General features: G+C 48.1%; 12 protein-coding genes. 4 read left to right on the top strand and 8 right to left on the bottom strand.

Features of this window, described 5'->3' with window-relative positions; all coding sequences use genetic code 11:
* Positions 1 to 354 precede the first annotated feature (354 nt).
* Complete coding sequence (locus ACSTTG_RS22180; RefSeq protein WP_438476374.1) at positions 355 to 969, top strand: fumarylacetoacetate hydrolase family protein; 615 nt, start codon at positions 355 to 357, stop codon at positions 967 to 969.
* A 258-nt stretch (positions 970 to 1,227) separates the two neighbouring features.
* Here the strand turns inward: ACSTTG_RS22180 and ACSTTG_RS22175 are convergent, their stop codons facing one another.
* A complete protein-coding gene (locus ACSTTG_RS22175) occupies positions 1,228 to 2,187 on the bottom strand; it encodes a porin (RefSeq protein ID WP_438456689.1) in 960 nt (319 codons plus the stop codon).
* A gap of 601 nt (positions 2,188 to 2,788) precedes the next feature.
* On the opposite strand from ACSTTG_RS22175, the gene ACSTTG_RS22170 reads away from it, so the two are divergent.
* From ACSTTG_RS22170 to ACSTTG_RS22160, 3 genes are all read left to right on the top strand, one after another.
* Positions 2,789 to 3,709 (top strand): porin, encoded by a 921-nt coding sequence (locus ACSTTG_RS22170; RefSeq protein ID WP_438476372.1) that lies wholly within the window; start codon positions 2,789 to 2,791, stop codon positions 3,707 to 3,709.
* A 205-nt stretch (positions 3,710 to 3,914) separates the two neighbouring features.
* The gene (locus tag ACSTTG_RS22165; RefSeq protein ID WP_438456691.1) at positions 3,915 to 4,529 is read left to right on the top strand and encodes a glutaredoxin family protein; all 615 of its coding nucleotides are present in this window, start codon (positions 3,915 to 3,917) and stop codon (positions 4,527 to 4,529) included.
* 128 nt (positions 4,530 to 4,657) lie between these two features.
* Positions 4,658 to 6,061: a response regulator gene (locus ACSTTG_RS22160; protein WP_438456692.1), complete on the top strand. Its 1,404-nt coding sequence runs from the start codon at positions 4,658 to 4,660 to the stop codon at positions 6,059 to 6,061.
* 209 nt (positions 6,062 to 6,270) lie between these two features.
* On the opposite strand, the gene ACSTTG_RS22155 is transcribed toward ACSTTG_RS22160, so the two are convergent.
* The 7 genes from ACSTTG_RS22155 to ACSTTG_RS22125 form a co-directional block, all read right to left on the bottom strand.
* Positions 6,271 to 6,417: a hypothetical protein gene (locus tag ACSTTG_RS22155; RefSeq protein WP_438456693.1), complete on the bottom strand. Its 147-nt coding sequence runs from the start codon at positions 6,415 to 6,417 to the stop codon at positions 6,271 to 6,273.
* A gap of 218 nt (positions 6,418 to 6,635) precedes the next feature.
* Positions 6,636 to 6,983 carry a hypothetical protein gene (locus ACSTTG_RS22150; RefSeq protein ID WP_438476370.1) on the bottom strand — a complete coding sequence of 116 codons (348 nt, stop codon included), beginning with the start codon at positions 6,981 to 6,983 and terminating at the stop codon, positions 6,636 to 6,638.
* 2 nt (positions 6,984 to 6,985) lie between these two features.
* Positions 6,986 to 7,387, bottom strand: a complete 402-nt coding sequence (locus ACSTTG_RS22145; RefSeq protein ID WP_438476368.1) for an OsmC family protein — start codon at positions 7,385 to 7,387, stop codon at positions 6,986 to 6,988.
* A 17-nt stretch (positions 7,388 to 7,404) separates the two neighbouring features.
* Positions 7,405 to 8,385: a Gfo/Idh/MocA family protein gene (locus tag ACSTTG_RS22140; protein ID WP_438476366.1), complete on the bottom strand. Its 981-nt coding sequence runs from the start codon at positions 8,383 to 8,385 to the stop codon at positions 7,405 to 7,407.
* 56 nt (positions 8,386 to 8,441) lie between these two features.
* On the bottom strand, positions 8,442 to 9,056 hold the full coding sequence (locus ACSTTG_RS22135; RefSeq protein WP_438476364.1) for a LysE family translocator: 615 nt from the start codon (positions 9,054 to 9,056) through the stop codon (positions 8,442 to 8,444).
* Positions 9,057 to 9,413: 357 nt separating this feature from the next.
* Positions 9,414 to 9,932 (bottom strand): hypothetical protein, encoded by a 519-nt coding sequence (locus tag ACSTTG_RS22130; RefSeq protein WP_438456698.1) that lies wholly within the window; start codon positions 9,930 to 9,932, stop codon positions 9,414 to 9,416.
* A gap of 131 nt (positions 9,933 to 10,063) precedes the next feature.
* A complete protein-coding gene (locus ACSTTG_RS22125; RefSeq protein WP_438456699.1) occupies positions 10,064 to 10,576 on the bottom strand; it encodes a nicotinate-nicotinamide nucleotide adenylyltransferase in 513 nt (170 codons plus the stop codon).
* Between the last annotated feature and the right edge of the window lie 83 nt (positions 10,577 to 10,659).

Here is a 10,659-nt window from a genome sequence, read left to right as displayed (position 1 = left end):
GGCGAGAGGCGAGAGGCGAGAGGCGAGAGGCGAGAGGCGAGAGGCGAGAGGCGAGAGGCGAGAGGCGAGAGGCGAGAGGCGAGAGGCGAGAGGCGAGAGGCGAGAGGCGAGAAAAATTTGCTGAGTTGACGCAACAGTGTCAACTCTTTTTATACGGTTAATTTAAAAAACTGAGGAGCCTGGTATTTCACCTGACAATACAACACACTCCCCTCGCCTCTCGCAGGGCAGAGCCCGATCTCGACTCTCGCCTCTTCACTCAAGAAATTGAGTGAATTAGAACGAGGTTAACTGAACTGTCATTGATATTTTCATACAATACGAGGCTTTAGTTGTATTGAATGAGAGATTGTTATGACCGCTGTGCGCTATGGAGAGCAGTTGATAGAGCCGAGTAAAATACTCTGTGTTGGACGGAACTATGTGGAACATATCAAAGAACTAAGTAATGCGATCCCTGATGAAATGGTGGTGTTTAATAAACCAGCGACCTCGATTGCACAGCGATTGAACGCCCAGCATCAAGAGCCATTGCACTACGAAGCTGAGATCTGTTTTTTATACCAGCAGGACAGGTTGGCTGCAGTAGGGGTTGGTTTAGATCTGACTAAACGTGAGCTGCAAGGTCGACTTAAGCAGAAAGGGCTACCGTGGGAGCGAGCAAAGGCTTTCGATGGCTCTGCAGTGTTTAGCCGCTTTGTAGCTACTCACGACATCGACATCAACAACCTGCAGATTGAGCTATTTATCAACTGCGTCAGAGTGCAGTGTGGTCATGTGGAGCAGATGCTGTATCCACCAACAGCGATTGTTGCTGAGCTCAAGACCTACACCACGATTCAAGATGGCGATGTGATTATGACCGGCACGCCGAGTGGTGTGGGTATTGTGCATCGCGGAGATGTGTTTCGGGCTTGCCTCAAGCTTGGGGATAAAACCTTGATTGAGACGGAGTGGGTTGCGCAGTAGCGAGAAGCGAGAAGCGAGAAGCGAGAAGCGAGAAGCGAGAAGCGAGAAGCGAGAAGCGAGAAGCGAGAAGCGAGAAGCGAGAAGCGAGAAGCGAGAAGCGAGAAAGTTTTCCAACCCTGGCCACCGCTGTCAAGTGTTACACCACCTCGAGCGTAGCGTTCTCGCAGTGAAACGATCTCGATTCTCGACTCTGCTTTTAAGCATAAAAAAACGGAGTGGTCACCCACTCCGTTTTTAAATCTTTTATATCAACCTAGATTATAGGTAGATACGAGAACCGATAGTCCATACGTTGTCATCACTTTCGTCTAGGTCAAACTGGTAACCTGCGAAACCAACTACGTTTGGAGCAAAGTTGTACTCAACGTTTAGAGCCATAACGTCAGTTGTCGTTTCATCATCAGCTTCTACGTTTTCGTAGTTGATGCTGAAGTTCAAGCTGTTAGCAAGTGCGTAAGCTGCGATCACTTCAAATGAGTCAGTGTCGATATCCACACGCTTGTCTTCAGTCATTTGGTAAACACCTGCAAGGTATAGACCAGCGCCGTAAGAACCGTACTTAGCAGAAACAACGTTGAATGTTAGGTCATCACCGTCAACACTACCAGTGTTGTATGCGTAACCTAGTTGAGCACCCGCTACTGAGTATGTCAGAGCGATTTGAGCACGTTGGCCGATAGAATCAACAGTAGCACCTTGCCACGCTGCACCGAAACCGATAGCACCAGCATCACCAAGCTCTACACCATTACGGTAAGAAACCATTTGGTCTGCACGAGTTTGACCTGTTTTGCTGAATTTGATGCCTGCTGGATCGTATAGGAAGCCGTTCGCGTAAGCGATTGGCATATCTGTTACAGAAGCAACATCGTAGTAAGGTGCCCACTGAGTACCTACTACTGCACGACCAAGATCGTCGTGAGAAAGACCTAGGTAACCTAGACGAGTTGTGAATGAGTTGTCTGAGTTCTCAAGGAAGTTCAGAGCCCACTCACCGCGAGCGTCAACAGTGAAACCGTTGTCTAGTTCTTGAGTTGCAGTAAAGTTGATACGTGGAGAGTTTGAACCAACCGTAGTATCTGCATCAGCACCACCGTTTAGGTTTACAGCAACGTGACCACCCATAGAGAAAGTAGTACCGTCTTCGTTGTAAAGTTCAACTGCTTGAGCGCCGAAAGTAGTAGCTGCGATTGCAATAGCTAGAATTTTTTTGTTCATTTTAAAGTCCATATTTTTTTCTTGGTCACCGACACTCCGCTTTTATAGGAGAGCCAAAAAGCGCCTTCACTTCATGTCGGTTCGCGAAATGATAAACGCCTAATTCATTGAGTTTCACAAGAATCCATCTTGTCAGTCACAATGACTTAAGAGCAATTAACCAGTGACATCGACTCTACACACGAACGTCATAAAAGTTCCATAAAACAATCAAAAACGAACAAAATGGGTTTTATAAAAACCATAAAAACTTAAAAATCAACAACATAACCAAAAACATAAAAACATAAATTACATACTCTTTAGTTTTTTTATGACCCAGCGCACAAACCGTACGGAACCGAGATCACATTTGATTGATTTTAACCTGAATAGTAATGCACTTTTGCTGCCTTTCTAGCACGGAGATCCGACCACTTATTCGACGTCAAAATGAACATTTACCAGACAAAAAAACCAACCAAGTCATCCACTTAAGCAAACAAACAATGACATTAAAGTGTCACACTTCAGCCATGAAAGTGTCATCCAATCCTTCTAACTTAAGCACCATCTTTCGTACGAGCATGAAAGCTCATATCCAAAAATAAGGTAAATGACAATGAAAACTTCAGCAGTGGCAAGTGCACTTCTTCTAGCTCTAGCTTCTACTTCTACAGTTGCTGCAACTGTATACAGCAATGACGGTACTGAACTTAAAATCGGTGGTCGTGCGGAATTCCGTGGTGATTTCAACGCAGACGACGAAGGTGAAAAGATTGAAGGCACAATGGGCGATGCTTCTCGTGCTCGTATTAACGTTGGTGGTACTAGTCAAATCTCTGAAGGCCTGAGCGCATTTGGTTTCTACGAAGCAGAAGCTAAGCCAGGCGCGTCACTAAACAACCGCTACTTGTACGCAGGTGTTAAAACTGACTTCGGTGCTTTCGCTGCTGGTCGTCAAGACATGGCTGCTGTGATGATCTCTGACATGACAGATATCACGACTTTCTCAGGTGTTCAGCAAAACATCACTGCTAGCAAAGACAAACAAAACTCAGTTCTTGCTTACCGTGGTTCATTTGATGCACTTCAGCTAGATGTAACTTATGCTGCACGCTCTGACGAAGATGCAGATCTGTTCTCTGTTGCAGGTATGTACTCACTGCCTATGGGTCTAGACCTAGGTCTTGGTTACTCTTCTGAGGAAGATGCTAACGCGTTCATCGGTGGTGTTGCATATTCTCTAAACAACCTTTACGTTGCGGGTACCTTCTCATTTGGTGAAGTTTCAGAAGATGTAGACTTCACTACTATCGAACTATCTGCTGAATACAAGCTAACTTCAGCTCTTGCTCTTCAAGCAAACTACAGTAACAGTGAAGAAGATGCAGACGGCGAGAAAACCGACGTTGTTGACCACTTTGAGCTAGGCGCTGTTTATAAGCTAAACAGCAACTTCCGCACTTACGCTGCTGCTCGTTTTGCTCAAATCGATGACGAAGCGAATGGCGTACGTATCGGTGCTCGTTACGACTTCTAATCAGTCATAACACCCGTTCTGACAAACTATCCCTTACCCAAAAGGTCGAGCCCCGCTCGGCCTTTTTCTTTTAACCTCGCCCCTCGTAGTGCAACGTCCCCGCACCCCGCCCCTGTGTTTTGTCTATCGAAAAAACAAATTTTGAAATAAAAATCATCCGCCGCCTTTCCTATACTGTAACCAACTCATAAAAAAGGAATTCACCATGCCAACACCAATCAAAGTCACCCTCTATCGCTGGGCAGGAAGCTGGGGACCGTTTAAGGTCAATATCCCCTGTGGTGAGTGCACGCTTACTAAGGACATCCTTAAAGACACCTTTGAGAGTGAATTAGCGGGTATTCCGATTGAGCTTGAGACGAAAGATTGGTTATCTCACTGGTGGGAGCCGCTCAAGGCTGGTGGTTGGCATGCCCCCATCATCATGGTTGAGGGCAAGATAATCAGTCAAGGTGAAGCACTGAATCGCGGTGTGCTGGTACAATCCATCATCGCTCAGTGGGCACAGCAGGACGAGCTGAAAGGCAATGTTGTGTTTGGTAAGGCGACCTGCCCATACTGCGTCAAAGCCAAGCAGGCGCTGGATGAGGCCAACATCGATTACACCTACTTTGATGTGGTGCGTGATAGCGCCGCACTCTATCGGATGATCCCTGAGGTCAAAGCCATTATTGGTGAGAAAACGCCGGTAACCGTGCCACAGATTTGGCTTGATGGTGAGTATATCGGGGGCTTTGATAACCTAGAGACACACCTAAAAAAGCGTGATGAGCAATCACCACCAGACAATATCGTTAATATCGACTCACGCGCCAGCTAACAAGCCAACATGAATTGCGCCGTATAATGCCCGAGTATTCGGGTATTATTTTGCTGTTTTTTTGCGGAGAAATCGCAATCCCCCTCCTATACTATTAACACCAAAGGGATTTTTAGGGCTAGGTGTTGGTGACTAACAATAATAAAGACCAATCCTTGGAAAACCTATCTGTACTGGTTGTTGATGACTGCAATGCCTCACTCCTCCTCTTTAAGCAGCAGCTCAAACAGATCGGTGTCCAAAAAGTGCACAGTGCAACCAATTATCACGAGGCGCTTTCGCTGGTGGGTACGCACCGCTACGACGTGATTTTGCTTGATTACCATCTCGACCAATCCGTCACAGGGACTCAACTGGCGAGCATCTTTTCTCGACGTAAGCTGATCAGTCGCAGTACTGGGCTACTGCTCATTTCAAGCGATAGCAGTAAAGAGACCGTGTTGACGGGCCTGTCGGATCAGATCCCACACTTTATGAAAAAGCCGTTTAAACCCGCCGATCTCTCCAAGCGCTTGATGCAGGTTCATCGTGACCAACTGGCGTTGCGTCAACTCGAGGACCTATTAATTGGGGAGCGCTCGCAAGACCCATCCCAATACGATGAGTTGAGTTTGGTCAAGATTGTCACTCGAGCGCCAACGCCAGTGTTGGCAGAAAGCTACATTCTACAAACCCTGATCTCTCAACAACGCTGGGAACACCTTGCCCGTTGGCTCACACACTCACCACTGCCTGTGCATGCACAAAAGCTGATCGCCAAGGCACGCCTGCTAGCCAATCAAGGGGATATTACACAAGCCCTAAGCCTGGCTGAGGACTATGTTCGCGATAATCCGCTGGCGATTAAAGCCATTGATCTTGTCTGCCAGCTCTATACCGAAAGCGGTCACTATGACCAAGCCTATCGCTACGCCAGGCTCGCCTTTGATAAAACGCCAAGCCTGAGCAGCCGAGCAATTTGTGCCGCCAGGCTGGCCACCGAGCTCAACAAATGGGATAGATTGATTGAAGTCGGCCGTCTTTACGCTAAATCCTTATCGATAGCGGACATCTCATGGATAAGCGCCATGGTGGCGTACGGTCAGTGCCTGCAGCAAGCCTTTGCACAACTTGTAGTAGCCGACAAGCGGGAGCACTTTACCAACCAAGTGAATGACGTCTTTAACCTCACTCATCAACGCCTATCCCACCCACAGCGCCGCTCACTTGAGCTGTATAAACAGCTGTTCGTCATCGGGGTTCGTCACCAGCAAGCTCGCCACAAAGAGGCGAAAAAAATCCTGCTCTGTGCAGTGCTGCCGTTTATTGATGATGTCGCTAAAGTGCCGACCTGCCTGCTTATCGAGTGTTACCTCAAACTGCACTTCTACAATGAACTCTGGTTTGCTAACAAAGTCGCGAATGAAATCGACAAGCGTAGTGTGTTTGATGAGGAAACCGAAAGGTTGTTGCAGCTTTATCATGAGTACCGAGAGCTCGCTCCTAAAAAGGATAAGTCCACGGCTTTAATCGCCCCTCAGGCCAGTAGTTGATAATACTGAGCCCCAGAAAAGACAAAACCCCCGAGAGCCTAAACTCTCGGGGTCAAAATCCTTGTCGCTAATCTTCAGCAGAGAACACTCTCCGGCAAAGAAAGCTCCCTACCAAAGCAAAAGGGAGAATAACTGCCCACAACCGTCCTCGCTGTGCTTTTCTCTACCTTAAGCTCAGCGGCTATTTGCACATCGGTGCTAATAGACCACTACTTGCTGGCTTTCTTGAATAGACGTTTAAGCACTGATGGCTTTTTCACTTTTGCAGTGGCCGCACCGTAAAACGACTCTTCAAGAATGCGCTTGGCAATCTGGTGGTTAATGTAAACCGAACCCAGTTCATTGTGACCTGTCATCGTCTTGCCTCTTGAATTGTAATTAACTTTCAAATCGCGGCGAATTATACGCCACAAAAAGCACAAAACAAGACCCAGGTCACATTTTTATGAAATTGCATATCAACTTGAGGGCTGTTATTGCGAGTTCGAACAATGAACAAAGGCACAAGCCTAAACTCTAGCTACCGACCACTCGCACCTCGGAACGAAGTGAACCCCGCTCCCCGCCCCTGTTTTTACCGTTTAGGCTGACGATATGTCTTACCCGCAGCTTGATAAGTCTCTTTCGCCTTAACCTCAAACTGACTGTCAAAGAACCAGGCAACAAAGCGGATGATATCATCGCCTTCGTTCATCACATGCTCGACATACTCTTGCTCGTTCCCTCCGTCGTCGGCCTGCGTGGTCACATGATAGATGCGCTGCTCACCCTCTACCTCAGCCAGTGCAAACTGCCCGGTCAGGCCTTGCGCCGCCTCTGCAACATCCTTATCCTCAACGACCTTAAGGGCGTTGAGTGCGCTAGGCAAATCAGCAAGTTGGCAAAGCTGTTTAACCAGTTGTTCAAATTCGTTGTGCTGCATAATTACTCCACGATCTCCCAGCTGTGCGTCATCTCGACCCCTTCACCCAGCATTAAACAGACTGAGCAATATTTCTCTAATGAGTCTGCGGCCACTTTTTCGACAATGCTTGGGTCAAGCTGGTCACCTTTCACGGCAAAGTGAATATTGACCTTGGTGAAAATACGCGGCGCGGTGTCGCGACGCTCTGTACTTAGGCTTGCCACACAGTCAGTGACCGCTTGCTGCGCTGTTTTTAATCCGTCGACCATATCAACGGAGCTACAGCCACCTGCGGCCATCAGCACCATCTCCATCGGGCTTGGCGCCGTTGCCCCACCATTGCCATCCATCACCACGGAGTGGCCAGACTGAGACTGTCCCAAGAACTTAAAGTCCTCAATCCATTTAACTTCTGCTTGCATATGTTTCTCTTAAATTGCTATTGGCTATCTGCCGGGAAGATCACCCCGGTCTGATGGCGAATGTCGGTAATGACTCGAGCCACCAGCAGAGATCGCTCGATATACTCGGTTGTCATCTTGTTATTCGTGACTTGATGGGCAAACACCTGCGCCTCATACAGCATCGGGTTATCGTCCTGTGCCACGGTCAAATCCTCTCTCTCTCCACCGCGGCGGATGCGCTCGACACGACGGCCAAACGACACCATCTCAATCAGTACACTACCCGATTCTCCCTGAATCTCACTCGGTGTCTGCGCATCACAGGTTTTAGAGTGGGAGAGCACGACATTAAACTGAGGATAGGACAAAATAACATTGCCGCTACCATCGACACCAGAGTCAAGGCGGTGTGCACTGGCGTGAATGGTATCAGGTGCACCAAATAATTCCACCGCCGCACCCACGCAATAGTAACCAATATCCATGATCGAGCCATTGGAGAACTCAGGGTTAAACGTATTGGGGTTTTCTCCGTCGAGATATTTTTGGTAGCGAGAAGAGTATTGGCAATAACTGAGGTGAGCCAATCGCACCGTTCCAATGCTCTCAACCGCCTGCTTAGCAACCTGAAAGTTTGGGGTAAATGGTGCCATGTAAGCCTCAAACAACACCACGTTGTGGGCCTTGGCCACCTCAAACATCTGCTCCACCTGACGGACATTCGAGGCCATCGGCTTTTCAACCATGACATGCTTACCCCCACGCATCATGATCATGGCCTGAGAGGCATGCAGCGAGTTGGGGCTGGCAATGTAAACCGCATCCACCTCTGCGCTTGCAGCTAGAGACTCAAGACAATCAAAGTAATAGTTTGCCGCATATTTTTGCCCAAACTGCTTGGCACTGGCTAATTTGCGCGAGTAAACCGCAGAAAGCGTATACTCACCACTTTTTAGCGCTGCCGCAACAAAGCGATCGCTAATCCAGTTGGTACCGATAACGGCCAGACGTATCATAGTTGTCTCCTTGATTTTTGCTCTTTGAGCTGTGTTCTCTATTGCTATGGGGTGATTCAAAGCGTCGCCACAACCCGGACCGCGAGTGCGATCAACACCACACCGGTGAGACGGTCAATCAACTGTGCACGAGAGCGCACTCGCTCTAATAGCGCCGCGCTAGAAAGGAGTAAAGTAATCAAGGTATACCAAAGGCCATCGACAATTAAAGGCGTCAGGACGATCACCGCATGGTTGGCAAGTGAGTCTGCCAGAGCGACAAATTGGCTAAATAGTGCGGTAAAAAACACCATAATTTTCGGACTGAGCAGCGCTATCATCAGCCCTTCTCGCGCCGCCTGCCAGGTGGATGTCGGCTGCCCTTTATCGAGCTTTTCTACCACTCCGCCCTTGGAGCGCAGCGCGTTCCAGCCTAGATAAGCAAGATAGCCAGCACCCAGTAAGGTGATGATTTTAAACACCACTGGTGCTTGTTCAAGCAGGACACCGAGGCCGGTGATGGTGATCATGGCATAAAAACCAATGCCTATCGCATGTGCCCAAGCGGTCGCCAGGCCGTTGATGCGTCCCCCTGCTAAACTGTGCTTTGCCACCATAGCGAGGCTCGGCCCCGGCGACATTGCCCCTAACAAGCAAACCAAAAATAATGAAAACCAAATTGATAGCGTCATCGCTTCTATCCCCTAAAACAGAAATACCGATATCCAAGAAGGTATTTGAGGCCACTTGGGTATGATATCAGACCAGAACTCTCTGTTTTTTATCACTGTTTTCTAACTTATTCACCTTTTTTGTCGGTGCTTTAGTCATATGAGTGGGGTGGCGACCGCCAGTAACCAGCGCGACCCTTGGCCGAAGCGGTGAATCTTGAGTGGGAAATCGATGGTAAAATCTGCGTTGAAGCAAACAAATATCTAACTGGAGGCGACCTGACTAGCTGGCGGGTTGATGCAAAACTATTTGCAGCATGCCCGAGCTTGAGCGCAGAGGAAAGTGGTCGCCCATCGACGCTCGCAGGAAATGAAGTGTTAGTCGATTGGGATTTCAAATTGCATAAAGATATCGCCTTGATAGCTTTCGTGCCAGCGATAGTCGAACCTAAGGCGTGGCTCTCCGGCTCGTTTATCACCAATGCCAAAGCTAAATTGCAGGCCATGGCTCATCAGCCACTCCTCGTAGGTCATCAGGTGAACATCTTGCTCTAACTCTTCCGGCAGCCACACCCCAACACCAAAGTAGTTATTCGACAGGCGTTGAGTCAAAAATGGGGCATACTCGCTTGAGATAAGCCATTGATCCCAATAGGACGTACCGACATCAAACTGGCTACTGCCTGGTTTCACTCTAAGGGCGGAGAAGGTATTGGCAACATAATCCATTCCGTCTTTTACCGAAAAGCAAACTCCAGGGTTTTTCATCACGACAGAGTCCACACCGTGATTGACGTGGGCGGGGTAGCGATTATCAAACAGATCACACGCCTGTGTCTGGGCGCTGATTACCCCCAAAGCTAAAATGACAACGAGAGATGGTTTTCCCGTAAACATATAATTCCCAACCCCAAAAAAAGCCTAGTAACAAGATCTTAAAAACGACAATTAATAACAATATCATAAACTGACTAGCACAAATCAATAAAACGTGCTTCAACTGCGCAGTAAGTCTAGTTATTAATCGACTAAAATTGAATATTCTTTAGCAATCGTGTAACGCTTAGCGTGGTTAAATGCGTTATTGGCTGCCCCTGCGCAATGGCATGGCGAATGTCTGTGCTGCGAACTGCGAGTTTCTCAGGACAAGCCAACACCGACCAGCGCTTAACAATCTCTTCAGCGCGGTAGAACTTGGCAAAATTAAACAAGTTGTCCGGGCCCAAAACAAAGGTGAAGTCGATATCTGGATGCTGCGCAGATAGGGCTTCTAGAACCGCAAATGTGGTGACGCTCTCTCCTGGTTGATGCAAGCTCTCTTCTATCGTCGAGCGCACGATCTTCGCCTGTCCCAGATCCGAAATAAAAGCATCGACTAATTCGCAGCGTTTCGAATAGTCCAGCATAGATTTCCCCCAGGCGTGCGCGATGCTTGGGACCAGCCACACTTGATCGAAATGGAGTAAGGATTCAATCACACTCTTGTGACCTAGACTAGGCGGGTTAAACGCGCTACCAAAAAGCGCCACTTTCTTATTCATACAATCAACATTCATTAAGGTCAGCAAGTCATGGCGCAGCAGTGATACCAGTCAAGCAATTCCACCGCTCGAAAAAAGTCATC

Source organism: Vibrio glycogenivorans, assembly GCF_051660965.1.
In the GTDB taxonomy this organism is placed as follows: Bacteria; Pseudomonadota; Gammaproteobacteria; order Enterobacterales; family Vibrionaceae; genus Vibrio.
This window is presented reverse-complemented; position numbering and strand designations above follow the sequence as displayed.